The following is a 23,331-nucleotide window of genomic DNA, read 5'->3' as shown; positions in this document are numbered from 1 at the left end:
TCGATCTGCCCCACGCACTTCGGAGATAGTCTGTGAATAGCCTTGACCTTCCCTCAGCAGCACGACCGTTTCGTCCCTTCCATCGCAGTGCCGTGGCCCTTGCCCTGACGCTCGCAGCAATGGGCAGCACGCCGGCCTTCGCCGAGACCACGCTGTACGTGGCCGGGGTCGGCGGCTCTACCGAGCAGATGTACAAGAACCGCGTCATCCCGGCTTTCGAAAAACAGCACAACGTCAAAGTCGTCTACGTCGCCGGCAACTCCACGGAGACCCTGGCCAAGCTGCAGGCGCAGAAGGGCCGTCAGCAGATCAACGTCGCGATGATGGACGACGGCCCGATGTACCAGGCGTTGCAGATGCGCCTGTGCGAAAAGCTCAGCGACGCGCCGATCTACAAGGACCTTTATCCGTTGGCGCGGCTGAGCCCTGAAGCCACGGGGATTGGCGTGGTGGCCACCGGTATCGGCTACAACGAAGACGCGTTCAAGAAGCGCGGCTGGGCGGCACCGGATTCCTGGGAAAACCTCACCGACCCGCGTTTCAAGCAACTGCTCGGCATGCCGCCGGTGACCAACACCTACGGCCTGCACACGCTGGTGGAAATGGCCCGTCTGAGGGGCGGCGGCGAGAAAAACATCGACCCCGGCTTCAAGGCGCTCAAGGATGAAATCGGCCCCAACGTGCTGGCATGGGTGTCGGCGCCGGGCGAGATGGACGGCATGATGCAGAACGGCGACATCGTCATGGCGGTGTACGGCAGCGGTCGGGCCGTGGCGTTGCAGGGCACCGGCTTCCCGCTCAAATTCATTTACCCGAAGGAAGGCGGCATCGCACTGCAGGTCGCCGCGTGCAGCGTGACCCCCAACGCGCAATCCGAACTGGCCCAGGCGTTCATTCAGTACGTGCTGTCACCTGAAGTGCAGGAAATCCAGGCGCGGGAGAATGGTTTTGCGCCGGTGAACCAGACCGTCAAGCTGCCGGATGACGTCGCCGCGCGCATGCCGTACGGGCCGGAGAAGGTCAACGCGCTGATCAAGGTCGATTGGGAAACCATCAATCAGCAGCGCAGCGAGTGGACCACGCGCTGGAACCGCACCGTCGAGCGATAGCGGTCGATCTACCGATCCCTTTCGCTGATCGACAGTCGCTGATCGACGTAACCGCCGATCTTCCCGAGCACCCTTCTGGAGACGCAGGTCCGCCTGCGTGGCACGCCCATGGCATTTCTCACCCTTGAAGGCATCGTCAAGACCTACGGCACGTTCAGGGCCATTGACGGTTTGAACCTGGAAGTCCGGCACGGCGAGTTCATCGCCTTGCTCGGCCCGTCCGGTTGCGGCAAGACCACCACGCTGCAATCCATCGCCGGCTTTGTGCAGCCCACCGAAGGCCGGATCGTCCTCGACGGCCGCGACATCACCCACGTGCGGCCCGAGCAGCGCGGGCTGGGCATCGTCTTTCAGAGTTATGCGCTGTTTCCGCACATGACCGTGGCGCAGAACATCAGCTTCGGCCTGGAAATGCGCGGCGTGCCCAGGGCCGAGCGCGGCAAGCGCGTCGACGAAGCGCTGGATCTGGTGCGCCTCGCGGGCCTCGGTGAGCGTTACCCGAAAGCCCTGTCAGGCGGTCAGCGCCAGCGTGTGGCGATTGCCCGCGCACTGGCGATCCGTCCGAACCTGCTGCTGCTCGACGAGCCGATGTCCAACCTCGACGCCAAGCTGCGCGAAGAGATGCACATCGAACTGCGGGCGATTCAGCGCGAGCTGGGCATCACCACCATTCTGGTGACCCACGATCAGGTCGAAGCCATGACCATGAGCGACCGCATCGCAGTGATGCAGAAGGGCCGCATCGTGCAGATCGACACGCCCTTCGAAGCCTACGAGCGGCCGCATTCGCCCTTCGCGTCGGCCTTCCTCGGCAAGACCAATGCCTTCGCCGGTGCCGTGCAATTGCGCAACGACCGATGCTGTCACGTGCAAGTCCACGACACGCTAATGCATGTGCCCCACGAAGACCGCGCGCTGGGCAATGACGTCAACGTCTACATCCGCCCGGAGAAAATCCGTCTGGTGGCGCTGGGCAGCGGGCGGTTTTCCGGGCGCGTCAGGCTGCGGGTGTTCCTCGGCAATCTGTGGCTGATGGCGGTGGAAAGTCGCCTGGGCCTGGTGCACATGACCCTGCCAAACCTCGGCACACCGCCGCCGGAGGAGGGCAGTGAGGTCGGGCTGGACTGGTCGGATGACGACCTGCGCCTGCTGGACCGGGAGGTCACCCATGGCCAGGTATGACGCCGAACGGGTGGGCGTGGCACCGTGGCTGCTGAGCGGGCCGGCATTGCTGGTGTTCATCGCGCTGTTGCTGGCGCCCTTGCTGCTGACCGCCGTGCTGTCATTGAACCTGTTCAGCGACACGGACGGCGTGGTGCCGAGCTACAGCCTTGGTAATTACCTCGAAGTGTTCAAGGACGATTACTTCCACGAGATCTTCCTGCGCACCGGCGGCATGGCCCTGGCGGTCACGGTGTTGTGCGTGCTGTTGGGCATTCCGGAAACCATCATCATTGCGCGCATGGCGCCGCGCTGGCGTTCGCTGTTCCTGCTGGTGGTGTTGGGACCGCTGCTGATTTCCGTGGTGGTGCGGACCCTGGGCTGGGCGATTCTGCTGGGCAACAACGGCCTGATCAACGATGCCCTGCAAGCCCTGGGCATCACTGACCAACCAGTGAAAATGCTGTTTACCCAGGTCGGCGTGGTCATTGCCCTGACCCACGTGCTGGTGCCGTTCATGGTCATTGCGGTCTGGGCCACCCTGCAACGGCTGGACCTTCAAGTGGAGTGGGCGGGCCTGTCCCTCGGCGCGTCGCGGCTGACGGTGTTCCGCCGGATCATCCTGCCGCAGATCATGCCCGGCGTGCTGTCCGGCTCGATCATCGTCTTTGCCCTGGCCGCGTCGGCCTTCGCCACCCCGGCGATCATCGGCGGCCGGCGCCTGAAAGTGGTGGCGACAGCAGCGTACGACGAATTCCTCGGCACCCTCAACTGGCCCCTCGGCGCGGCCATCGCGATGCTTCTGCTGCTGGCGAATCTGATCATCATTCTGGGTTGCAGCAAACTGGCCGAGCGCCGGTTCAAGCAAGTCTTCGAGTAGCCGACCATGCACAAGAACGGATTTTTCTCGCTGCTGTTCCATGCCCTGTTTGTCACCTTCATCGTCGCGCCGCTGGTGGTGGTGATGGCCATGGCGTTCACCAGCAAGGGCTACCTGTCGCTGCCCACCGAAGGCCTGTCGCTGCGCTGGTTCCGGGCGCTGGCGGACAACCAGGACATGCTCGACGCCTTCGCGCTGTCGATCAAACTCGGCCTGGCGTCGGCGACCATTGCCGCGCTGCTGGCGATTCCTGCGGCACTGGCCATCAGCCGTTATGACTTTCCCGGCCGGGGTGCGGTGACCGGGTTTCTGCTGTCGCCGCTGATGATTCCCTCGGTGGTGCTCGGCATCGCGTTCCTGCGCTTCTTTTCCCTGGCGCAGATCGGCGGCTCGTTCTGGGCGCTGACCCTGACCCACGTGATTGTCGTGCTGCCCTATGCGCTGCGCCTGACGCTGGCCTCGACCATCGGCCTTGAGCGGGACATCGAGCACGCCGCGCTGTCCCTCGGTGCCAGCCGCTGGACGGCGTTTTACCGGGTGGTGCTGCCGCGGATTCGCACCGGTGTGGTCGGCGGCTGGATGCTCGCGTTCATCCAGAGCTTCGACGAACTGACCATGACCGTGTTCGTCGCCACCCCCGGTACTACGACGCTGCCGGTGGCGATGTACAACCAGATTTCCCAGACCATCGACCCGTTGATCACGGCGGTGTCGACGGTGCTGATCGTCGGCACCTTGCTGCTGATGCTGATATTGGACCGAATGGTCGGATTGGACCGGGTCTTGATTGGAGAAGGCAAATGAGCCAGGGCACACAGAGCGTCATTCACTCGGACGTGATCGTCATCGGCGGCGGGCTGGTCGGAACGGCAGTCGCTTACGGCCTGGCCCGCAGCGGCGCCGACACCGTGGTGCTGGACCAGGGTGACGATGCGTTTCGCGCCTCGCGGGGCAATTTCGGGCTGGTCTGGGTTCAGGGCAAGGGCCACGATTTGCCGGACTATTCGCGCTGGACGCGTTCTTCGGCAAGCTGCTGGCCGGACTTCGCCCGGGCGCTGATGGCCGACAGCGGGGTGGACGTGCAGCTCAGGCAGCCGGGCGGTTTCCATATGTGCTTCAGCGACGAGGAGCTGATCGAGCGGCAATCGCGTCTGCAAACACTGCAGGACGCCCTCGGCGACTATCCCTTTCAGATGCTCGACGCCGCCGACCTCAAGGCGCGCTTGCCCTTGATCGGCCCGTCCGTGGTGGGCGCCAGTTACACGCCCCAGGACGGTCACGTCAATCCGCTGAAACTGCTACGCGCGCTGCACACCTCGGCCCAGGCCAAAGGCGCGCGGCTTTACGGCGGCATTCAGGTGGATCGCATCGACGGTGCAACCGGTGAGTTTTGCGTCACTGCCGGCACTCAACGCTTCCTCGCGCCACGGGTGGTGCTGGCGGCCGGGCTGGGCAATCCGGGGCTGGCCCGCCAAGTGGGTTTGCATGCGCCAGTGGCGCCGAACCGCGGCCAAGTGCTGGTCAGCGAGCGGGTCCGGCCGTTTCTTGATCACCCGACGGTCCACGTTCGGCAGACCGACGAAGGCACCGTGCAATTGGGCGACTCAATGGAAGAGGTGGGGTTCGACGACAGCACCTCCACCCACGTGCTTGAAGCCATCGCCCGGCGCGGTGTCGCGACCTTTCCATTGCTGCGTGAGGTGCGGCTGATTCGGGCCTGGGCGGCGCTGCGCGTTTTGAGCCCCGATGGATTTCCCATTTATCAGCAATCGGCCAGCCACCCGGGCGCCTTCGTGGTGACTTGCCACAGCGGCGTGACCCTGGCCGCCGCCCACGCCCTGCGCATCGCGCCGTGGGTCATGGGCGGTGCCATGCCTGACGAGCTCGGCGCATTCGCCGGCGAGCGTTTCCTGACTGACAAGGTGTTTTCCCATGCGCACTGATCCGCTGTTTCAACCGGTCATGAGTGAAGTCAGGTCGACGCGGACTGTCAGCCTCAGCTTCAACGATCAAACCCTCGAGGTGCCGGCGGGCATCAGTGTGGCGGCGGCGCTGTTGATGTCCGGCATCAACCGTTTTCGCGCGACGCCGGTGAGCGAATCGCCTCGGGCGCCGTATTGCATGATGGGCGTGTGCTTCGAGTGCCTGGTGGACATCGACGGCGTGCCCAACCGCCAGAGCTGCCTGATCGAAGTGGCGGACGGCATGCGCATCCGCTCCCAGGAAGGCGCGCGGGACCTGATTTTCCAGCCCGGCGATGTGCAGAACGCCGATGTGCAAACCGCCAGTGTGCAGACCGTCGAGGTGCAGTCATGAATGATCTTTTTGGCGGCGTCGTGGACGCTGTGGACGTGGTCGTCGTGGGCGCAGGTGCCGCCGGCATGGCAGGCGCGGTGGCCCTGGCCGGGTTCGGTTTGCAGGTAGTGTTGCTCGACGAGCAGGGCAGTCCGGGCGGTCAGATTTATCGCGGCATTACCCTCGCGCCACTGTCGCGGAGGGATCTCCTCGGCGCGGATTACGCCCATGGCAACGTGCTGGCCCAGGCCCTGGCGTCGTCATCGGTGCGTTATGAAAAAGGCGCGGCGGTCTGGCAGGTGACCCGGGATCATCAGGTCAGCTACCTGCGCGACGGACGCTTGCACACGCTTCAGGCCAGGGCCGTGTTGCTCGCCACCGGCGCCATGGAGCGGCCGTTTCCCATTCCGGGCTGGACCTTGCCCGGTGTCATGAGCGCAGGCGCCGCGCAGATTCTGCTGAAAAGCGCAGGTCTGGCCCCGACCGAGCCGGTGGTGCTGGCCGGCTGTGGCCCGCTGCTGTACCTGCTCGGCTGGCAATACCTGCGCGCGGGCGTGCCGATCAAGGCCTTGGTCGACACCACGCGGCCGGAAGATTACTGGCGGGCGCGGCGTTATCTGTTCGCGGCGTTGCGTGCCTGGCCGTATTTGCGCAAGGGCCTGGAGTTGATGCGCAGCCTGCGCAGCGCCCGCATCCCGCACCACACCGGCGCCGAGCAATTGGCGATCGAGGGTGAGGACGCCGCCACGGCGTTGACCTTCACCGTGGCCGGCAAGGCTCAGCGGATCGACGCGCGTTGCGTGCTGTTGCATCAGGGCGTAGTCCCGAACATCCAATTCAGTCAGTCGTTGCGCGCACGCCATGTCTGGGACGTCGATCAGTTGTGCTTCAGCCCGGTGGTCGACCCGTGGGGTGAGCTGGACGTGCCGGGGATGTTCGTCGCCGGTGACGGCGCCGGCATTGGCGGTGCCCAGGCCGCGGCCCTGCAGGGTGAGTTGGCGGCGCTGGGCATTGCGCAACGGCTGGGCAGGTTCGATACAGGTCAGCGTGATGAACGGGCAGGGCCGCTGCGTGAAAAGCTCGCGTTAAACCTGCGCATTCGGCCGTTTCTCGATGCGCTCTATCAGCCGAAGGAAGCGAACCGCATCCCCGCCGATGAGGTCATCGTCTGCCGCTGCGAGGAAGTCACGGCGGGCGACGTGCGCAAATTCGTCGCCCTGGGCTGCGCCGGCCCCAATCAGGCCAAATCCTTCGGCCGCTGTGGCATGGGGCCTTGTCAGGGGCGGATGTGCGGGCTGACGGTCACCGAAGTGATCGCCAAGGCCCGCGGCGTGTCGGCGGCAGAAGTCGGTTACTACCGCATTCGCCCGCCGATCAAGCCCATCACGTTGGGAGAGCTGGCCGGTGAGTGAGGCGCGGGCAAGGCACAGCGACGTGCTGGTGATAGGCGGCGGCATTCACGGTCTGAGCACTGCGTTGCACCTGGCTCAGCGCGGCGTCGAGGTCACAGTGCTGGAGGCTGATTACTGCGGCCGCCATGCGTCCGGGGTCAACGCCGGCGGGGTGCGCACCCTCGGCCGTCACGATGCGGAAATCCCCCTGGCGCTGTTGTCCCGCGCCCTTTGGCACGACCTGGCGCAGACGCTGGGTGATGACGGCGGCTTCGTACCCAGCGGCCAGCTCAAACTCGCAGAAACCGCCGCCGAACTCGACGAATGCCGACAGCGGGTCAACCGCTTGCAGCGCCTGGGTTTCACCCATGAAGTGCTGATCGACGCTCAGCAGGTGTTCGAGATCATCCCTACGGTGGCACGGCATGTGGTGGGTGGCATCTGGGTCAAGGATGACGGCTATGCCATTCCCTACAGAACGGTGACGAGCTTTCGGCTGGCGGCGGAAAAGCTCGGGGTGAAGGTGCTTGAAACGACATCGGCCCAACGCATCGAGCAACGCGGCAGTGAGTGGCAGGTCACCACGCCCGCCGGGGTGTTCAGCGCCGGGCATCTGGTGATCACCGCCGGGGCCTGGGCGCGGGAGTTGGCCGAACAAGTCGGCGAATCGGTGCCGGCCCACCCCGAAGGCTTGATGCTGATGGTCACCCACCGCGTCGCGCCGTTTTGCGCGCCGGTGCTGGGGGCAACCGGTCGCTCGCTGTCATTCAAGCAGTTCGCCAATGGCACGGTGGTGATCGGCGGCAAACTGATTGGCAGCGTGGATTTCCCGGCGCGCCACGGCGAAGTGGACCTGGCCCGCCTTGGCATCAGCGCGAGGACCGTCACCGACCTGTTTCCTCACCTCAAGCACCTGGGTGTCAATCGCGTCTGGGCCGGCGTCGAAGCGTTTACCGCGGATGATTTGCCGGTGATCGGCGCGAGCCGCAAGGCCAGCCATCTCAGTTATTCGTTCGGATTCTGCGGCAGCGGTTTCCAGATGGGCCCCGGCACCGGCAAGCGCCTGGCGCAGCAGATCCTCGGCGAGCATTCGGACATTTCGCTGGAGGCGTTCGACATCGGCCGGTTTGATGACGCCCGTTGTAAAACGCCACAGTTCGATATTTCAAGCGGCGCCCATTTAGTCGTTCGATAAACCCTTAACACCCTCCCTCCCATCAGGAGTTCACATGCTGGAAATTAATCGCATCGAAACCAACCAACGCATGAGCCGCGTCGTGCAGTGCAACGGCTTTACCTTCCTCGGCGGCCAGACCGCAACGGATCGCACGTTGGACATCAAGGGGCAAACGGCGCAAGTGCTGGAGAAGATCGACAACTACTTGGCCAAGGCCGGCCTGGACAAGACGCGGATTCTTACCGCGCAGGTCTGGCTGTCGGACATCGCGGCGAATTTCGCCGGCATGAATGAAGTGTGGGACGCTTGGGCGCCGGAGGGGCACGCACCCGCGCGGGCCACCGTGGAATCACGCCTGGCAGCGCCGGATTTGCTGGTGGAAATCACAGTGGTAGCGGCGGGCTGAGTCAGCCGGCTATGTAAATGCACTGCGCCGGGCCGGGTCTATCCCTGACCCGGCGTTGTCGCTCAAGGGCGGACAGACGCTTCGGCGGAGTTGGTCACCAGGTGATTCTGGGTCGCGCGGCGCTGCTGGGTAATCAGCACCTGGGGCACCGATGAACAGCGGTATTTGATGCCCTTTCTGGTCGGCATCACGGCAACGCTCTCCATGCATTCTGCTCGGGTCGAATACGCCGTCGGCTGGCTCTCGTCCAGACATCCTTCCCCACCGGAACACATAGTCATTACAACCACAAAGATGCTCTTCATTGCTCTCATTCCTTTTGGCAAATCACGGCGCGGGACAGCGGGTGTGCGGCGATTTTGAGGGGAGGTGATGGCAGAAGGCAATGCGGCAGAGATGCATTTCGTCGGGAATATGACGCCTTTAGGCGTCGTGTTGATTTAGGTGTCGCTTGGCAGTCGGTAATTTGACGCCATCCTTTTTAAAGGGGTTTGCTTTACTCAAGTCTGGCGTCAATTCAATGCGCTGGCGTGGGTCACCAGAACCGTTTTAGAGACCGGAATCTGGCCCGGACTCAATAACGCGCAACCAGTCCCAGCGAGCCTGATAGTCCTGCGCCTTTTTGCGGAACTGCGCCGGTTGCGGGAAGTTCGGGTTCATACGCAAAATTCCCGGTTCGAGCTCATCCAGGCCATGGGGCGCGTAGAGCTCGCCCGTGTCGATGTGCAGTCCGACGCAGGTCGAGCAGATGAGGAAGCGGTCAATGCCTTCTTTCGCGGACTGGAGCGGCGGGTAGTCATAGCCAAACCGGTCTGCGAACCACAGGTGCACGCGCGCCTGATTGCGCAGCTCCACTTTGACGTCCAAGTCCTCAAAGAGCGCCTGCGCCGCCACAATGACGCGGTTCTCTGCCTCCCATGAGAGGTCCTCATCGAAATAGAACACGTCGTAATCATTCACGCCCCATTCGGCGGGACGGTTGGATAGCCGATTCCAGACCGCCTGAAACAGGCAGCCTGCGGTGAGCAGGGTCTGGTTGAGCCCCAGCGATGGCAGCCGCTCGACCAGTTGGGCGTTGATCGGGTTGGAGAGGGCGAGATCGATGAGGCCGGAGGCAGTCAGTGTCATGTGGAGTTCCTGGGTGGGGCAGCTTTGGCAGCGAGCTCTGTTTGAAAAAAAACCGATCAGGACGGGTCTGCGCGGGTGAATCTACCGCCGCTGTTTGCCTGCTCAAGCAGCGGCAGAACATCCACCAATGCATCCACGGTAGTGACGGGCGCCGCTTCCGACTGCGGCCAGGGGTGAAACCCGCTTAACCACACTGCCTTCATGCCAGCGGATTCAGCGCCTTTGACGTCGTTGATCGGATGATCGCCCACGTACATGCATTCGCCCGCATCGAGCCCCAGCAGTTGAGCCGCCTGCAGAAAAATCCTCGGATCGGGTTTTCGACAGCCTGCTGCCTCGGAGCTCACCAGATGCGTGACGTGCCGTGCAAAGGGGAGGCGAGCGACTGTGCGCTCGCGTGATCGCTGGGTGCCGTTGGAAATGATACCGACGGTGATGCCGTGTCCCAGCAGCGTGTCGATCAGCGTCCAAGCGCCCGGCATCTCGACGGTTTGCGCCGGCAACAGCTCGACCCAATGCGCTGCCAGCTCTGCCACGTCCACCGGTAGCCGCCATTGCAGGCGTTCAACCAGCGCTGATGCGACAGCCATTCTGATAGTGGGGTGAGGACTGTCCGCTGATAGATAACCGCCGTTGTCCTGAGCTGCAATCAGGTCGGCGATCAGCGCAAGATCATGGCTGCCAAGGTGCGATGCATACTCGCGCACAAACACTTCCGCGTAGGCATCGATGCTTTGCCGGCGATGGACCAGCGTGTTGTCGAGGTCGAACAAAACGGCGCGGATGTGCATGGGTGGTTCAACTCAAAATGTTGTCTTCAAAGGGTCTGATTTATTTGATCTTGAACACCACTGGCGGCGCTGGCATCCCTCATATGAGTAAATTAGCCTGCTTTTTCAGTACATCCTATGGGGAGTCTAAGATGCTCATCGTCTTCAGTGGTTTGCCCGGCACCGGTAAGACAACCCTCGCCAAGGGTCTGGCCGCGACGCTGGGTGCCGTCTATGTGCGCATCGATACGATTGAACAAGCCCTTCGTGATTCGCCGGAATTTGCGCGGGATGTGGGCCGCACGGGTTATCAGATCGCCTACGAGTTGGCGGCCAGCAACCTTGGTTTGGGCAGCACGGTGGTTGTCGACTGTGTGAATCCCGTGATGGAGAGCCGGAGAGCGTGGACCGACGTATCCTCTCGCTCTGGCGCGCCACTGATGAATGTTCAGGTCATCTGTTCCGACATGACGGAGCATCGGCGCAGGGTGGAGACCCGGCAGGTCGATATCCTGGGGCTGACGCCTCCTGCCTGGCAATCCGTTATGAACCATGACTATGAGCCTTGGGATACAGATCCCTTCACCGTAGACACCGCACTTGATTCCCCGGCAGAGGCATTGGCAGCGATTGTCGAGCACATTTCAGTATATGAATCCAAAGGCACCTGAATTGAAAAAAGGGGCCTCAACCAAACCGCTCAACCATGAACTCGATAAAGCTGCGGCCTTGGTCTAGGCCTGGCGGTCAGGCAGATGCAGCAGGTTCAACGGATGAGGTGATCAATTACCGTGAAGTCGCCGAGCCGGTCACGCGACAGTCATAAACCAGACGGAAGGCAGGGGGGGTGACTCAAGTTGTGACGCGCTGGGCAGATAACCGTGATGTCAGTTACATACGCAACATTGTTCAAGGATCGAACCCATGACCCAGCGTCAATCCAGCCCCATTTCCGTTCTCCGCTCTCGGCGCTTTCTCGGGTTCACCCTCGTTCCGGTCGTGCCCGCCGTCGCCTGGATACTGTTCCAGTCGACCTCTCTCCCTAACCTCATCGCGTGCGCGGCACTGGTTCTGGTCGGCCTCGGCGCGGGGGTGTGGAGTGCTGTTTCCCAACGTGACGTGGTGCTGCGAGCCACTGCCCGAGCACAAGCGGATCAGTCAGAGGCAGACGCGGCGAGCAACGGCATGACCTCGCGGGTACAACTCGATGAGGTATTGCTGGGCGCCATGCCGATCTGGGCCCGGCAAGTGGAAAGCTCTCGGTATCAGACCGAAGAAGCGATTGTGAATCTGACCAATCGCTTCATCGGAATCGCAGCGCGGTTGCAGGAAACGGTTCAGGCTTCCCAGCGCGCTGCCGGCGAACTCGATGGGCAAACCGCGGACGGGGCGCTTGAAGTGCTGTCCCTCAGCGAAAGCGATTTGAGCCAGGTGATCAACTCGCTCAAGGCCGCTCAAACCAGCCGTGACCAGACCCTGGCCCAGGTGCGCGGCCTCACCGCGTATACCGGCGAACTGCGCACCATGGCCGCCGATGTGGCGGCGATTGCCGCGCAGACCAACCTGCTGGCACTCAACGCGGCCATTGAAGCGGCCCGTGCGGGTGAAGCCGGTCGCGGCTTTGCCGTGGTGGCCGACGCGGTGCGCAGCCTGTCGAGCAAATCCAGCGAGACCGGCCAGCAGATGTCGGCCAAGGTCGACATCATCAATAACGGCATCACCCAATTGGTGCACGCCGCCTCCAGCAGCGCCGATCAGGACAGTCAATCGGTGGCCGCGTCAGAAAACAGCATCCAAGTCGTGCTCGAGCGTTTTCATAACACCACCGGCCGCCTGGCCGAATCCGCGGACCTGCTCAAGCAGGAAAGCCGGGGCATTGGTGACGAGATGACCGAGGTGCTGGTCGACCTGCAATTCCAGGACCGTGTGAGCCAGATCCTCAGCCACGTGCGCGACAACATGGACGACTTGCATGGCCACCTGCTCCAGGCCAGCGAAGCCCCGGATCAGGCGACGTCCATTGATGCCCGCCAGTGGCTGGCACGCATGGACGCTACCTACGCCACTGACGAGCAGCGGCGCACCCACCGTGGCGAGACGCCTGTGCAGCAGAACTCTCAAGACATCACCTTCTTTTAGGAGCCCCTCATGGCGAAGAATGTATTAGTGGTCGACGACTCCAGCAGCGTGCGGCAAGTGGTAGGCATTGCCCTGAAAAGCGCCGGTTACGACGTGATCGAGGCGTGCGACGGCAAGGATGCGCTGGGCAAGCTCACCGGGCAGAAAGTGCACCTGATCATCAGCGACGTGAACATGCCCAACATGGACGGCATCACCTTCGTCAAGGAGGTCAAGAAGCTGGCCAGCTACAAGTTCACCCCGATCATCATGCTGACCACCGAATCCCAGGAGTCGAAGAAGGCCGAGGGCCAGGCGGCGGGTGCAAAGGCGTGGGTGGTCAAACCGTTCCAGCCCGCGCAGATGCTGGCAGCGGTGTCGAAACTGATCCTGCCCTGAATCCTTGCGCGAGGGAGGCTGCGATGCCGATCACCATCGAAACACTCGACGACAGCACCTGCGTCAGTATTGACGGAGAGCTGACGATCTACTCCGTCGCCGAGCTGGCGGGCGCGCTATTGCCGCAGATGGGTGAGGCGCCACGCCTGAAGCTCGACCTCTCGCAGGTCACAGAAATGGATGGAGCGGGGCTGCAGTTGCTCGCGGTCATCCAGCGTGAAGCCGACAGCACTGGCACGGCGTTAAGCGTCACCGGCCAGAGCGTGGCGGTCACGCAGGCCCTTGAGCTGTGCCGCAAAGCGGCCTCATAGCCAGCGCCCGCCACACCAGTCCCCGCCACGTTCATTGCACGTTCATTGATAGACAAGGAAGGTCCAGGTGAGCATCAATCTCGACCAGGCATTGCAGACATTCATTGTCGAGGCGCACGAACTGCTGCAGGTGATGGAGCAATCCCTGCTGCAGTTGGAAACCGAGCCTGCTGACCAGGATGCCATCGGCGCGATTTTTCGTGCCGCGCACACCATCAAGGGTTCCGCCGGTCTGTTCGGCCTGAACCCCGTCGTCAGCTTCACGCACATCGTCGAGGACGTACTCGACCGTCTGCGCGACGGCAGTGTGGCAGTCGACACCGGGCTGATCGCGGTGCTGCTCAAGTGCGGCGATCATATGCTGGAGTTGATCAATGTCGTCGCCAGCCGTGGCGAAACGCTCCAGCCGGCGGCCCTGGAGCGTGAAGCGGCATTGCGCGAGGCGTTGAGCACCTATCAGGCCCCGCACAGTAACCCCGACACCGGCGTTCAAAACACCGAAACCGGCTCTGCCGACACGTCAGCCGAGGTGCTCTGGCATATCTCCCTGCGCTTCGGTGTGGACGTGTTTCGCAATGGCATGGACCCGCTGTCGTTCCTGCGCTACCTGGAAACCTTGGGGCAGATCACGCAGGTCACGACTCTCACCGACACTATTCCGGCACTGGACAGCTGGGACCCGGAAAGCTGCTATTTGGGTTTCGAGATCGACCTGCGCTCGACCGCCAGCCACGCCACCCTCAACGAAGTCTTCGACTTTGTGCGTGACGACTGTGAAGTGCGCATCGAGGCCATCGATGAGGCGTCAATCGGTGCGGTGTCCGTCGGCAGCGAGTTGGTTGCTCAGGTGGAGCAGGGCCCATTGACGGCTTCGGTGCAGCGGCTACCGGCGGCCAGTGAGCCGAAAGCCCGGGACGGCAACTACGTGCGCGTCAATGCGGACAAGCTTGACGAGCTGATTAACCTGGTCGGCGAACTGGTGATCGCGAGCGCCGGTGCCAGCCTGTTGGCACGTTCCTGTCAGAACGACCCTCTGCAAGAGGCGACCTCGACGGTATCGGGACTGGTGGAGGAGATTCTCGATGGCGCACTGCACCTGCGCATGATCCCCATTGGCGACACGTTCAACCGCTTCCGCCGCGTGGTGCGCGACATCAGCCAGGAGCTGGGCAAGGACATCGAGCTGACCATCAGCGGTGCAGAAACCGAACTGGACAAGACCGTTGTCGAGAAAATCGGCGACCCGTTGATGCACCTGCTGCGCAACGCCATGGACCACGGCATCGAAAGCGCCGAGGCCCGGCGCGCTGCCGGCAAGGCGGGGAAGGGCCATCTGAGCCTCAACGCCTACCACGACTCGGGCAGCATCGTCATCGAAATCGCCGACGACGGCAACGGACTCAACCGCGAACGAATCCTGGAGAAAGCTCAAGAGCGCGGCCTGGTGGCCAGCGGCGCGGTGCTCTCTGATCAGGAGATCTACAACCTGATCTTCGAACCGGGTTTCTCGACCGCCGAGGCGGTGACCAATCTGTCGGGCCGTGGCGTGGGCATGGACGTGGTCAAGCGCAACATCACCTTGCTGCGCGGCACTGTCGATCTGGACAGTCGCCCGGGCGAGGGCACCGTGGTGCGCATTCGCTTGCCGCTGACTCTGGCGATCATCAACGGGTTTCTGGTCGGCATCGATACATCCACCTACGTGATTCCGCTGGACATGGTTCAGGAATGCATCGAACTGGACGAATACCAGCGCCAGTCGAGCCGCGACCAGGGTTACCTGGATTTGCGTGGCGAGGTGTTGCCGCTGGTAGACCTGCGCGAGCACTTCAGCCACGAAGGCAGCGCCGGCCGACGCCAGAATGTGGTGGTAGTCCGCTACGCCGAGCACAAGGCCGGGCTGGTCGTCGATGACCTGCTCGGTGAGTTCCAGACCGTGATCAAACCGTTGGGCAAGTTGTTTGGCGCACTGCGCGGCATCAGCGGCTCCACCATATTGGGCAGCGGGGCGGTGGCGCTGATCCTCGACATACCGGCATTGCTCAACCAAATCGTACAACTGGAAGCCCGCACGACCCAGGCGGCTTATTCGCCAACCGTCGTCGCCCGCTGACGTATTCGCAACACCCTGGAGGCTCCACGATGAAATGGTTTTACGATCTCAAAATATCCACCAAGTTGATCAGCTCATTCCTGGTGGTCCTGGCACTCACCGCGGCGATGGGCGTCTTTGCCATCCATCAGCTGGGGGCCGTCAACCAGGCGGCCCAGGACATCCGGGGTAACTGGATGCCTTCCATGCGTGCAGCGGCAGGCATGCGTTTTTTTGCCGCCAACTATCGCTTGAAAGAGTACCGCTCCATAACGACCGACGTCGCTGAAGAGAAGGCCCAGGCTGAGCGGGAAGCCGCCGAGTCCCGCCAGCAGTTCGAAACCCGCGTGGGCACCTATGAGCAGTTGCTGTCGAACGACGAAGATCGTCAGCTTCTGGCCGCTGCGAAAAGCGCATGGGCCGCCTACCTGGCAACCAGCAATCAGGTGCTCGAACTGTCTCGGCAGAATCAAGAAGACCGGGCACGCGTCTTGCTGAGGGGCGAGTCCAAAACTCGCTTTGATGATGTGACCAACCGCCTGCAAAAAATGGTCGAGCTCAATGACGGCGGCGCAACGGCTGCCGGTGACAAGGGCTCGGCGCTGTATGAAAGCGCCCGCCTGGCGATCATCGTGGCGCTGGTGGCGGCGTTATTGATCGGCCTGGGCCTGGCCGTGTTTATCGCGCGGATCATTTCGCGTCCGCTGAGACAAGCCGCCACCGCCGCCGAGCAGTTGGCCGAAGGCAATCTCAGTGCACCTATCGCACCGGGGACGAAGGATGAAACCGGCATGGTGCTCAACGCCATGCGCAACATGGTCGGCAAGCTGGGACACATCATCGGTGAAGTGCGCAACGCCGCCGACAACCTGGCCAGCGCGTCCGAGCAGGTCAGCGCCACCGCTCAATCGATGAGCCAGGCGACCAGTGAACAGGCGGCCAGTGTCGAGGAAACCAGTGCCTCGATCGAGCAGATGAGCGCCAGCATCAACCAGAACACTGAAAACGCCAAAGTGACCGATGGCATGGCGAGCAAAGCGGCCAAGGAAGCCACCGAAGGCGGCGATTCGGTGCAACAGACCGTCGTGGCGATGAAAAAAATCGCCCAGCGCATCAGCATCATCGATGACATCGCCTACCAGACCAACCTGTTGGCCCTCAACGCCGCCATCGAGGCCGCTCGGGCCGGTGAGCATGGCAAAGGCTTCGCGGTAGTCGCGGCCGAAGTGCGCAAACTGGCCGAACGCAGTCAGGTGGCTGCCCAGGAAATCGGCGAGCTGTCTTCCAGCAGCGTGGACATGGCCGAGAAGGCCGGCAAGTTGCTTGGTGAAATGGTGCCGTCCATCAACAAGACCAGCGACCTGGTGCAGGAAATCAGCGCGGCCTCCGAAGAGCAGGCCGCCGGTGTCGCGCAGATCAACACGGCGATGACCCAGCTCAACCAAGTGACCCAGCAGAACGCGTCGAGCAGCGAGGAACTGGCCGCCACTGCCGAAGAGATGAGCAGCCAGGCCGAACAGCTGCAACAGGCCATGAGTTTCTTCGTGCTGGATTCAACACCACGGCCCGCCGCTCAAAGCAACAACGTGGACAACTCCGGCAGCAAGCCGGGCCATCAGCCGCCTCGGGTCAAACCGCAGCCGCCGCGCAAAGCGTTCGCGTACAGCATGGCCAGTGCCCCGGACGAATCGGAATTCACCCGCTTCTGATCACACCAATCGATGCGGGCCTACAGGGAGAACGACATGGGCGCAGTGACGACCACTCGGCAAACCGCAGTTGCGGTGGATGAGGACGCGCAGTACCTGACCTTCATGCTCGGCGGCGAGATGTTTGCCATCGGCATTCTGGGGATCAAGGAAATTATCGAATACGGCAGCCTGACCGTGGTGCCCATGATGCCCGCCTTCGTGCGCGGGGTGATCAACCTGCGCGGTGCGGTGGTGCCGGTGGTCGACCTGTCGGCGCGCTTCGGCCGGGCGAACTCCGCGATCACTCGACGCTCCTGCGTCATCATCATTGAGGCGAGCACCGAGGAGGGGCAGGCGCAGGACATCGGTTTGCTGGTCGACACCGTGTCTGCCGTGCAAGAGATTCCGTCCACACAGATCGAGCCGCCGCCCAGCTTCGGCGCACGGATTCGATCGGATTTCATTGACGGCATGGCCAAGGTCGATGGCAAGTTCGTGATTGTGCTGGACGTGGACAACGTGCTGTCCATCGATGAGATGTCCAGCCTTGCCGAAGCCGGTCAGGCACCGTCCCTTGATCTCGACCCGCGTTGAGGCCCGAACATGGCAGACACCGCTTCCATTGATGACCGTGAGTTCGGTCAGTTCCAGAGCTGGCTGTACCGCGCGGCCGGCATCAACCTGTCGCCCGCCAAGAAAGCGCTGGTGGCAGGGCGCCTGTTCAAGCGCCTCAAGCATTACGAGCTGCAGAGTTATGGCGAGTATTTCAAGCTGATCATGAATGACCAGCGCAAGGGCGAGCTGCAAGTTGCCCTGGATTTGCTGACCACCAACGAAACCTATTTCTTTCGCGAGCCCAAGCACTTCGACTTTTTGCGTCAGCAGGTGCTGCCCAAGGCTGCGCCGGGCAAGGTGTTTCGGGTATGGAGCGCGGCCAGTTCGTCGGGCGAGGAGCCTTACAGCCTGGCGATGACCTTGGCGGAAGGTCTGGGTACCACGCCTTGGGAAGTGGTGGGTTCGGACATCAGTACTCAAGTGCTGGCGAAGGCGCGCAGCGGCCATTACGCCATGGGGCGTGCCGAGACGTTGCCTCAGCCGCTGCTGGTCAAGTACTGCCTGAAGGGCATCGGGCGCCAGGAGGGCACCTTCCTGATCGACAAAACCCTGCGTAGCCGCGTCAATTTTGTCCAGGTCAACCTCAACGAAGCGCTGCCGGCGCTCGGTGAATTCGAGGTGATCTTCCTGCGCAATGTGATGATTTACTTCGACCAGCCGACCAAGGCCCAGGTCGTCGCACGCATGCTGCCGCTACTCAAGCCCGGTGGCTACTTGATCATCAGTCACTCGGAAAGCCTCCACGGTGTGAATGACACCCTGAAGCTGGTGGCGCCATCGATTTACCGCAAGCCATGAAAATGCCCGTCGGTGCCGCCGAAGTGGTATTGGTCCCGGGTCAGGTCAGTTTCGCGACGCGCCCGACGCGCTTGCGCACACTGCTCGGTTCCTGCGTGGCGATCACGTTCTGGCACCCGCAACGGCTGATCGGCGGCATGTGTCACTTCATGCTGCCAGGGCGCCTGCGTCACGATCAGCCGCTGGACGGCCGATATGGCGACGAGGCGCTGGAGTTGCTGCTTCAACATGCCCTCGCCAATGGGACTCACGTCCAGGACTACCAAATCAAGCTGTTCGGCGGCGGCAGAATGTTTCCCGATCAGCCGCGCGACCCGCGCACGCAGGACGTCGCCAGTATGAATATTCGCGCGGCGCTGGCCCTGGCCGAGCGTTACCACCTGCACCTGACTGCTCAGGACATGGGCAGCACCGGTCACCGCACGATCATGTTCGACGTGTGGAACGGCAACGTCTGGGTTCGGCACCAACCAATGGGAACACTTCAACAAGATGCCTACCAAAAAAATCAGCGTACTGCTGGTCGATGACTCGGCCGTGGTGCGTCAGGTGCTGATGGCCATTCTCAGCGACACGCCGGATATCCACGTGATGGGTGCCGCGTCCGACCCGATTTTCGCCATGGACAAGCTCGCCCGGGAATGGCCCGATGTGATCGTGCTGGACGTGGAAATGCCGCGGATGGACGGGATCACCTTTCTCAAGAAAATCATGAGCGAGCGGCCGACGCCGGTGGTCATCTGTTCCTCGCTGACCCAAAAAGGCGCGGAAACCTCCCTGCAGGCGTTGTCGGCAGGCGCAGTGGAAATCATCACCAAACCCACGACCGGGTTGAAAAATTTCCTGATCGAATCGGCGGCCGAGCTGGTGGCCGCGATACGCGCTGCCGCCAACTCCAACGTCAGGAACCTGGGAAAGCGCAGCGCCAGCCCGGCGCCGTTGCCAGTTCCGGCCGGTAAGTTGACTGCAGATGCAATCCTGCCTGCCGCCAGTGGCCACGCCATGGCGCAGACCACTGAGCGCATCGTCGCCATCGGCACCTCCACGGGCGGAACCCAGGCGCTGGAAGCGGTGCTCAAGGCGCTGCCGAGGGTGTGTCCGGGCATTGTGATCGTGCAGCACATGCCAGAGAAGTTCACCGCCTCGTTTGCCGAGCGCCTCAACAGCATCTGTGCGATCGAGGTGCGCGAAGCGCGGAACAACGATCGAATCCTCCCAGGCTTGGCCTTGATCGCGCCCGGTGGCAAGCACCTGATGGTCAATCGCAGTGGCGCTTATTATCACGCCCAGGTGATTGACGGCCCGCAGGTGAACCGGCATCGACCTTCAGTGGATGTGCTGTTTCGGTCGGTGGCCAAGTTCGCCGGCAAGAACGCTACCGGGATCATCATGACCGGCATGGGCGATGACGGCGCGCGCGGTCTCAAGGAGATGCTCGACGCCGGCGGCGCCACCGTGGCCCAGGATGAAGCGAGCTGCGTGGTGTTCGGCATGCCCAAGGAGGCCATCAAGCTCAACGCTGCCCAGCGGATCATGCCGCTGGAGCATATTCATCAGGCAATCCTCAACAGTTAGCCTGACCGCTGACCTTCAGCATCTGCCCAGGGAATGACCGATCACGATCGCTCTTTCATGGGCAGACGCTTGACCGAATACGCCCGCTTTTCATCCTCGGAGTTGTAGTAGACGTTCTGTGTCGTGCTGAGGCTGTTGTGCCGCAGATCGACCTGCAGATCCTTCATGTCGCGGTGCGGCGCATCGAAGGTCGCCGAGGTGTGGCGCAGCCAGTGCAAGGACGCCGCGCGCAGGCGACCGACGTCTTCATCCGGCCAGTGCTCGGCCTGCATGCGCTGCAACGCGCGGTCGAATACTTCCTGCAGCAGGACGCGGATATGCCGGTCGGACAACCCGGCGCGTCCACGCTGAGTGGCAATCAGCGGCGTGCTTTCACGGAAGCCGGGCAGGGGTGACAGGCCTTGGTGCAGGCGCCAGCGCTTGAGGTAATTCTCGACATAATCGTCACGCACGCTGATCTTGCCGGCTTTATTGCCTTTGCCCACCACGTGATACCACCAGTTCCCGGCGCCGTCCTTGCGCAGATCGCCCATGGTCGGCTTCCAGTTATCGCGGCCCACCAGATCGGAAACGCGGAGGTACATGGCGAATATCGTTGCCACGATAAACAGCGTGCGCTCGTACTTAGCGTCCTCGGCCGCCAGCAACTCGGCGGTCTCCAACACGAAATCCCACTGCAGCGAGGTCAGGATGCGCGTGTCCTGGTTATCGGTGTTGCGCTCTTTGTATTTGCTCTTTTGTTTTACCGCGCGAAACGGGTTCTGCTCGCAGAAACCCTCATCGATCGCGTGCTGAAAGAAGCTGCCGCACACCGCGAAGATCTGCGCGATAGAGCCTTGGGCCAGCCGATACGTGTCCTGAAGAGCGGGCCGGTTTTCTTCCTGCGCGCGCTTGCGTTCTTCCTTGGCGACGGTTTGGCTGAAGGGCCGCCAATCAGGGTTGAGCACGTAGGTGTCCGTTGCGGTTTTTTTGCGCGCACCGAGGCGGGTGAAGCGGGATTTGACCACCGGACCGACCCATGCCGGATCGGGCGCCAGGCAGAATTCCATAAAGTTTTCAGCCTGGGTGCGGCGCATGGCGAGGAGGGGCGTTCTGGATTTGAGCATCGTCCACAGCAGCAGCCGCTCGACGTGGGTCCGGTAGGAATTGAACGTGGATTCGTTGCCGGCGTAGGACTTGAGAAAGCTGCGCACGGCGCGGTAGCCTTCGATCGCCTGGGTTTCAGCAGGGAATTGCTCCAGGTAATCCCGGATCGCCGGAAGCTCTTCCTTTAAGGAACTGAAGTTCAGCTCACCGAACTTCGCGTAGGTTTCAAACAGCGGATGGGGTGACGACGGCGCGGGCATGGAATTCGCTGGCTGTGAGTGCGGGAGGTGCCGGCATGATCCTGCAGGTGACGTGCATATGCAATATCCGGGTCTGACAGTTATCGGATATTGCATTTGTGGGTTGGGGTGTGTTAGTCGGGGTGCCTGGATCTCTCTGGCTTTTGTGGGCTGATTTGGGCATCTCAGGTCATTGGGCTGGTTGTTTCTGAATTGGGCTGCGGTTTTGCGAGGTTTAGGCCAGTTTTGGCGCGTGAATGCGGCGGTATTGCTGACTGTACGGGCGTTGTCAGTCTCGCGTATATGGGCTGCAGGGCCAGTATTACGGGGCTTTCAGGGAATACTCGGCCGTAATCGAGCTTAAATGTTCGACTTTAGACTGCCTTAGGTTAAGTGGTTTCGTTGGCTTACCGTGCGGGCTGTCCTGGGTTTTGGCTGGGGACGGCTGGGCCTGTTGTGACTGGGTATCGCGGGTTCGCTCTTTAAATCCGGGTGATCAGGCATGTGTTGTTGGACCGCGTTGTGATAGGTCCTAGGGGCCGAGCCTGTGATGCGATCTGCGGCGCGAGTCATCGGCGCCGGTTAGACATCGGCGCTCACTTGATGCGAGCACCGGCGGTTATTCGGGTGCCAGGCAGTTGTGACGCTTATCAAGTGCCCGTGTGAATTCAAATTCCGACCTTGCAGGGTGGGCAGCGGCAGCGAACAGTAATCGTGATGAATACGGCCGGGAACCTGGCAATCGATGAAACGCCGAAGTCGAGGGTAAGCGTTGACGTCGCTAGTCAGGCCGCATGCAGAAAGACCAGGGACAGTGGATTCAAGAGGCGGCACATTCGATTCTCCGTCACACCGCCCCAGCACAGTAATATCCAGTTACGCATAATATCTGTAACGTTACGTTTATTCCGCAGCCGGGACAATTGCGCAGCCTCCCGGCAAGGATTTAATGTAACGTTCATTATGCGAGGCTTTATCCTTTCACAACCCTGAACTCCCACGCCGATTGACCCTCCACTGTGGTGCACTCCTCAAGATGCTTCATGCACGCATTCGCTATCTTTTGCTCTGTAAATCCGCACTCTTTGTTCACGTATACCCACTTCCTTTCTCCTTTCTGACGCTGCTGCAGCCAGTATTTTTTGCCCTGTTCTTCTTCCCCCTTTTCCGTTACCAATAATATTTTCTCCTCTGCTTTTTTCCGCGCTACCACCTCCTTCCCCAGGGCGATTTTCAACTCCTCGATTTCCTTCTTTAGCGCTTCTATCTCTCCCGACCTATCAGTAACGTTACCTTTATTTCTCTCTCGGTAAGCCCTTTGCTTTTCTGCAGGCGTCATCGCGGTGCCGGTCTTCGGACGACCACGGCCGCGCTTTGCTTCGAAGTTGATTTGTTGTGTTTGTTTGTCGGTGTGGTCGATCATTTCGGCGTCTCCATGTTTGGTTTCCATGGATCTATTATAGTAACGTTACCAATAATAAGATACTGGTAACGTTACTATAAATACACCGCTCGTCGCCTTTCTGGTAACCAAAATGCCGTTACCTAATTTCTCGGGACTAGGCTAATTTTCAGCTCCGCCGCCACGCCCTCCATTGATCACCCGCTTTACCGCAACGGACCAATCCCGCAAGGCCACTCGGTGGTTGGTCCCGGAGGCAATTTCCTTGAGGCTGCGATGGGTAGGCCTCCGGCCGCAGGGGCAAGCCCCTGTTCGTAGCGAAGGCGGAGACGCTTTTAGGCCCTGATTACCTTGGCGTTTTTGAACACCTGGTGCGTTGTATTTCGTAGGATCAGTGCCAGCGCTTCTGCGGTTTCCCGGTTCGGGATTTTGATGGCGGCCTCTGCCGGCTCTTCTGAGCGCGTCATGAAGCCTGTTGCGGGTCCGTACCGGACGTTGATGCGCGACTCTTCAAACGTGATCTGGATCAGCTCCACTCCATCCTTTCCGACGATCTTCCAGAGCTCTTGCATTTTGCGTTTTCCGGTCTGGCGGGGTGGGGGTGCTGTAACACCCCCACTTTGGTATGCAATCGCATACTTTTTATGCCACGTGCTGCCTCGATGCCTCTTCCTCGATGCTTGCCAAT

Annotated in this window: 25 protein-coding genes; 19 read left to right on the top strand and 6 right to left on the bottom strand. The window is 61.7% G+C overall.

Going from position 1 to position 23,331, the window contains the following annotated elements:
• Window positions 1-32 precede the first annotated feature (32 nt).
• The 9 genes from IFT47_RS20645 to IFT47_RS20605 all read left to right on the top strand — a co-directional run bounded on the left by IFT47_RS20645 (window position 33) and on the right by IFT47_RS20605 (window position 8,419).
• Complete coding sequence (locus IFT47_RS20645) at window positions 33-1,109, top strand: extracellular solute-binding protein (protein ID WP_192173858.1); 1,077 nt, start codon at window positions 33-35, stop codon at window positions 1,107-1,109.
• 108 nt (window positions 1,110-1,217) lie between these two features.
• Window positions 1,218-2,291 carry an ABC transporter ATP-binding protein gene (locus IFT47_RS20640; protein WP_192173857.1) on the top strand — a complete coding sequence of 358 codons (1,074 nt, stop codon included), beginning with the start codon at window positions 1,218-1,220 and terminating at the stop codon, window positions 2,289-2,291.
• Complete coding sequence (locus IFT47_RS20635; RefSeq protein ID WP_065990802.1) at window positions 2,278-3,150, top strand: ABC transporter permease; 873 nt, start codon at window positions 2,278-2,280, stop codon at window positions 3,148-3,150. The genes IFT47_RS20640 and IFT47_RS20635 overlap by 14 nt, the downstream gene beginning before the upstream one ends.
• Before the next feature lie 6 nt (window positions 3,151-3,156).
• Window positions 3,157-3,954 (top strand): ABC transporter permease, encoded by a 798-nt coding sequence (locus IFT47_RS20630; protein WP_192173856.1) that lies wholly within the window; start codon window positions 3,157-3,159, stop codon window positions 3,952-3,954.
• Window positions 3,951-5,093 (top strand): NAD(P)/FAD-dependent oxidoreductase, encoded by a 1,143-nt coding sequence (locus IFT47_RS20625; RefSeq protein WP_192173855.1) that lies wholly within the window; start codon window positions 3,951-3,953, stop codon window positions 5,091-5,093. The genes IFT47_RS20630 and IFT47_RS20625 overlap by 4 nt, the downstream gene beginning before the upstream one ends.
• A complete protein-coding gene (locus tag IFT47_RS20620) occupies window positions 5,083-5,466 on the top strand; it encodes a (2Fe-2S)-binding protein (RefSeq protein ID WP_192173854.1) in 384 nt (127 codons plus the stop codon). Before IFT47_RS20625 ends, IFT47_RS20620 begins: the two co-directional genes overlap by 11 nt.
• The gene (locus IFT47_RS20615) at window positions 5,463-6,857 is read left to right on the top strand and encodes an FAD/NAD(P)-dependent oxidoreductase (RefSeq protein ID WP_192173853.1); all 1,395 of its coding nucleotides are present in this window, start codon (window positions 5,463-5,465) and stop codon (window positions 6,855-6,857) included. The genes IFT47_RS20620 and IFT47_RS20615 overlap by 4 nt, the downstream gene beginning before the upstream one ends.
• Window positions 6,858-6,879: 22 nt before the next feature.
• Entirely contained in the window at window positions 6,880-8,031 is a 1,152-nt protein-coding gene (locus tag IFT47_RS20610) for an NAD(P)/FAD-dependent oxidoreductase (protein ID WP_342345383.1), read from the top strand.
• 37 nt (window positions 8,032-8,068) lie between these two features.
• A complete protein-coding gene (locus IFT47_RS20605) occupies window positions 8,069-8,419 on the top strand; it encodes a RidA family protein (RefSeq protein WP_407073248.1) in 351 nt (116 codons plus the stop codon).
• Between the two features lie 62 nt (window positions 8,420-8,481).
• Here the strand turns inward: IFT47_RS20605 and IFT47_RS20600 are convergent, their stop codons facing one another.
• From IFT47_RS20600 to IFT47_RS20590, 3 genes are all read right to left on the bottom strand, one after another.
• A complete protein-coding gene (locus tag IFT47_RS20600; RefSeq protein ID WP_192173851.1) occupies window positions 8,482-8,724 on the bottom strand; it encodes a hypothetical protein in 243 nt (80 codons plus the stop codon).
• A 244-nt stretch (window positions 8,725-8,968) separates the two neighbouring features.
• Window positions 8,969-9,547, bottom strand: coding sequence for a nucleotidyltransferase family protein (locus IFT47_RS20595; protein WP_192173850.1), 579 nt, complete (start codon window positions 9,545-9,547; stop codon window positions 8,969-8,971).
• Between the two features lie 56 nt (window positions 9,548-9,603).
• On the bottom strand, window positions 9,604-10,338 hold the full coding sequence (locus tag IFT47_RS20590) for an HAD family hydrolase (RefSeq protein ID WP_192176539.1): 735 nt from the start codon (window positions 10,336-10,338) through the stop codon (window positions 9,604-9,606).
• Window positions 10,339-10,469: 131 nt separating this feature from the next.
• Here IFT47_RS20590 and IFT47_RS20585 point away from each other — a divergent pair, with 131 nt between their 5' ends.
• The 10 genes from IFT47_RS20585 to IFT47_RS20540 all read left to right on the top strand — a co-directional run bounded on the left by IFT47_RS20585 (window position 10,470) and on the right by IFT47_RS20540 (window position 19,916).
• The gene (locus IFT47_RS20585; protein WP_192173848.1) at window positions 10,470-10,988 is read left to right on the top strand and encodes an AAA family ATPase; all 519 of its coding nucleotides are present in this window, start codon (window positions 10,470-10,472) and stop codon (window positions 10,986-10,988) included.
• Between the two features lie 253 nt (window positions 10,989-11,241).
• Entirely contained in the window at window positions 11,242-12,456 is a 1,215-nt protein-coding gene (locus IFT47_RS20580; RefSeq protein WP_192173847.1) for a methyl-accepting chemotaxis protein, read from the top strand.
• Between the two features lie 9 nt (window positions 12,457-12,465).
• On the top strand, window positions 12,466-12,834 hold the full coding sequence (locus IFT47_RS20575; protein ID WP_065990830.1) for a response regulator: 369 nt from the start codon (window positions 12,466-12,468) through the stop codon (window positions 12,832-12,834).
• A 23-nt stretch (window positions 12,835-12,857) separates the two neighbouring features.
• Window positions 12,858-13,145 (top strand): STAS domain-containing protein, encoded by a 288-nt coding sequence (locus IFT47_RS20570; protein WP_192173846.1) that lies wholly within the window; start codon window positions 12,858-12,860, stop codon window positions 13,143-13,145.
• Between the two features lie 67 nt (window positions 13,146-13,212).
• Window positions 13,213-15,258, top strand: coding sequence for a chemotaxis protein CheW (locus tag IFT47_RS20565; RefSeq protein ID WP_192173845.1), 2,046 nt, complete (start codon window positions 13,213-13,215; stop codon window positions 15,256-15,258).
• A gap of 29 nt (window positions 15,259-15,287) precedes the next feature.
• Window positions 15,288-16,946: a methyl-accepting chemotaxis protein gene (locus tag IFT47_RS20560; protein ID WP_192173844.1), complete on the top strand. Its 1,659-nt coding sequence runs from the start codon at window positions 15,288-15,290 to the stop codon at window positions 16,944-16,946.
• Window positions 16,947-16,982: 36 nt separating this feature from the next.
• The gene (locus IFT47_RS20555; RefSeq protein ID WP_192173843.1) at window positions 16,983-17,522 is read left to right on the top strand and encodes a chemotaxis protein CheW; all 540 of its coding nucleotides are present in this window, start codon (window positions 16,983-16,985) and stop codon (window positions 17,520-17,522) included.
• A gap of 9 nt (window positions 17,523-17,531) precedes the next feature.
• Window positions 17,532-18,341 (top strand): CheR family methyltransferase, encoded by an 810-nt coding sequence (locus tag IFT47_RS20550; RefSeq protein WP_192173842.1) that lies wholly within the window; start codon window positions 17,532-17,534, stop codon window positions 18,339-18,341.
• Window positions 18,338-18,871, top strand: coding sequence for a chemoreceptor glutamine deamidase CheD (gene cheD / locus IFT47_RS20545; protein WP_192173841.1), 534 nt, complete (start codon window positions 18,338-18,340; stop codon window positions 18,869-18,871). Before IFT47_RS20550 ends, cheD begins: the two co-directional genes overlap by 4 nt.
• Window positions 18,834-19,916, top strand: coding sequence for a protein-glutamate methylesterase/protein-glutamine glutaminase (locus IFT47_RS20540; RefSeq protein ID WP_192173840.1), 1,083 nt, complete (start codon window positions 18,834-18,836; stop codon window positions 19,914-19,916). The genes cheD and IFT47_RS20540 overlap by 38 nt, the downstream gene beginning before the upstream one ends.
• A 41-nt stretch (window positions 19,917-19,957) precedes the next feature.
• Here IFT47_RS20540 and IFT47_RS20535 read toward each other — a convergent pair whose 3' ends face one another.
• The 3 genes from IFT47_RS20535 to IFT47_RS20525 form a co-directional block, all read right to left on the bottom strand.
• Entirely contained in the window at window positions 19,958-21,262 is a 1,305-nt protein-coding gene (locus tag IFT47_RS20535) for a tyrosine-type recombinase/integrase (protein WP_192173839.1), read from the bottom strand.
• Window positions 21,263-22,214: 952 nt separating this feature from the next.
• Window positions 22,215-22,664: a hypothetical protein gene (locus IFT47_RS20530; RefSeq protein WP_192173838.1), complete on the bottom strand. Its 450-nt coding sequence runs from the start codon at window positions 22,662-22,664 to the stop codon at window positions 22,215-22,217.
• 314 nt (window positions 22,665-22,978) lie between these two features.
• Window positions 22,979-23,331, bottom strand: a 353-nt coding sequence (locus IFT47_RS20525; protein WP_244657582.1) for a hypothetical protein, incomplete at its 5' end; no start/stop codon positions are given.

The organism is Pseudomonas sp. CFBP 13711, from assembly GCF_014842265.1.
Lineage (GTDB): Bacteria > Pseudomonadota > Gammaproteobacteria > Pseudomonadales > Pseudomonadaceae > Aquipseudomonas.
Note: the sequence above shows the minus strand (reverse complement) of the source record. Positions and strands in the feature narration are given on the sequence as shown.

What these genes read in the sequence shown, in the direction of transcription:
- IFT47_RS20560 (WP_192173844.1), top strand. Translation starts at nt 15,288, where the DNA reads ATGAAATGGTTTTACGATCTCAAAATATCCACCAAGTTGATCAGCTCA.
- IFT47_RS20590 (WP_192176539.1), bottom strand. Translation starts at nt 10,338, where the DNA reads ATGCACATCCGCGCCGTTTTGTTCGACCTCGACAACACGCTGGTCCAT.
- IFT47_RS20595 (WP_192173850.1), bottom strand. Translation starts at nt 9,547, where the DNA reads ATGACACTGACTGCCTCCGGCCTCATCGATCTCGCCCTCTCCAACCCG.
- IFT47_RS20620 (WP_192173854.1), top strand. Translation starts at nt 5,083, where the DNA reads ATGCGCACTGATCCGCTGTTTCAACCGGTCATGAGTGAAGTCAGGTCG.
- IFT47_RS20600 (WP_192173851.1), bottom strand. Translation starts at nt 8,724, where the DNA reads ATGAAGAGCATCTTTGTGGTTGTAATGACTATGTGTTCCGGTGGGGAA.
- IFT47_RS20580 (WP_192173847.1), top strand. Translation starts at nt 11,242, where the DNA reads ATGACCCAGCGTCAATCCAGCCCCATTTCCGTTCTCCGCTCTCGGCGC.
- IFT47_RS20570 (WP_192173846.1), top strand. Translation starts at nt 12,858, where the DNA reads ATGCCGATCACCATCGAAACACTCGACGACAGCACCTGCGTCAGTATT.
- IFT47_RS20625 (WP_192173855.1), top strand. Translation starts at nt 3,951, where the DNA reads ATGAGCCAGGGCACACAGAGCGTCATTCACTCGGACGTGATCGTCATC.
- IFT47_RS20615 (WP_192173853.1), top strand. Translation starts at nt 5,463, where the DNA reads ATGAATGATCTTTTTGGCGGCGTCGTGGACGCTGTGGACGTGGTCGTC.
- IFT47_RS20540 (WP_192173840.1), top strand. Translation starts at nt 18,834, where the DNA reads ATGCCTACCAAAAAAATCAGCGTACTGCTGGTCGATGACTCGGCCGTG.
- IFT47_RS20575 (WP_065990830.1), top strand. Translation starts at nt 12,466, where the DNA reads ATGGCGAAGAATGTATTAGTGGTCGACGACTCCAGCAGCGTGCGGCAA.
- IFT47_RS20640 (WP_192173857.1), top strand. Translation starts at nt 1,218, where the DNA reads ATGGCATTTCTCACCCTTGAAGGCATCGTCAAGACCTACGGCACGTTC.
- IFT47_RS20555 (WP_192173843.1), top strand. Translation starts at nt 16,983, where the DNA reads ATGGGCGCAGTGACGACCACTCGGCAAACCGCAGTTGCGGTGGATGAG.
- IFT47_RS20630 (WP_192173856.1), top strand. Translation starts at nt 3,157, where the DNA reads ATGCACAAGAACGGATTTTTCTCGCTGCTGTTCCATGCCCTGTTTGTC.
- IFT47_RS20535 (WP_192173839.1), bottom strand. Translation starts at nt 21,262, where the DNA reads ATGCCCGCGCCGTCGTCACCCCATCCGCTGTTTGAAACCTACGCGAAG.
- cheD (WP_192173841.1), top strand. Translation starts at nt 18,338, where the DNA reads ATGAAAATGCCCGTCGGTGCCGCCGAAGTGGTATTGGTCCCGGGTCAG.
- IFT47_RS20550 (WP_192173842.1), top strand. Translation starts at nt 17,532, where the DNA reads ATGGCAGACACCGCTTCCATTGATGACCGTGAGTTCGGTCAGTTCCAG.
- IFT47_RS20585 (WP_192173848.1), top strand. Translation starts at nt 10,470, where the DNA reads ATGCTCATCGTCTTCAGTGGTTTGCCCGGCACCGGTAAGACAACCCTC.
- IFT47_RS20530 (WP_192173838.1), bottom strand. Translation starts at nt 22,664, where the DNA reads ATGATCGACCACACCGACAAACAAACACAACAAATCAACTTCGAAGCA.
- IFT47_RS20635 (WP_065990802.1), top strand. Translation starts at nt 2,278, where the DNA reads ATGGCCAGGTATGACGCCGAACGGGTGGGCGTGGCACCGTGGCTGCTG.